Raw genomic sequence first — 356 nt, 5'->3', positions numbered from 1 at the left:
CTGCCGACCGTCGACACTTCCTTGGCCACCGTGGCCGCTCTTCGGTCCATTCGTTCGACATCTTGCCCGATCTCCGTCAATCGCGACAGCTCCGCTTGAATGCGGGACATGCGACAGCCTCCCTTCTCGTTCCAACCGGCCCATCCGCCTAGTGCGTTCCCGACACCTCCAGATCGTCCGCCGAGGACTTGTAAGCGGAATACACGGCGACAACCGGATAGTCGATTTCGCTTAGCGACCACGAGGTCCCCGCCAGATTCAAGGTGCCGTTGCCATTGCCCTTGTAGTGCAGCGTATAAGTATCGCCGACGGCCAGGATGTCGGCAGCCAGCACGAGAACCCCCGTGTTGGTGCGA

Annotated in this window: 1 protein-coding gene; it reads right to left on the bottom strand. The window is 61.0% G+C overall.

Annotated elements, in window-relative coordinates:
• Positions 1-148 precede the first annotated feature (148 nt).
• Positions 149-356: hypothetical protein (locus E6C55_RS34085; RefSeq protein ID WP_168736019.1), on the bottom strand; the 208-nt coding region annotated here is incomplete at its 5' end.

The organism is Cohnella fermenti (assembly GCF_004801405.1).
Classification (GTDB): domain Bacteria; phylum Bacillota; class Bacilli; order Paenibacillales; family Paenibacillaceae; genus Cohnella; species Cohnella fermenti.
Note: the sequence above shows the minus strand (reverse complement) of the source record. Positions and strands in the feature narration are given on the sequence as shown.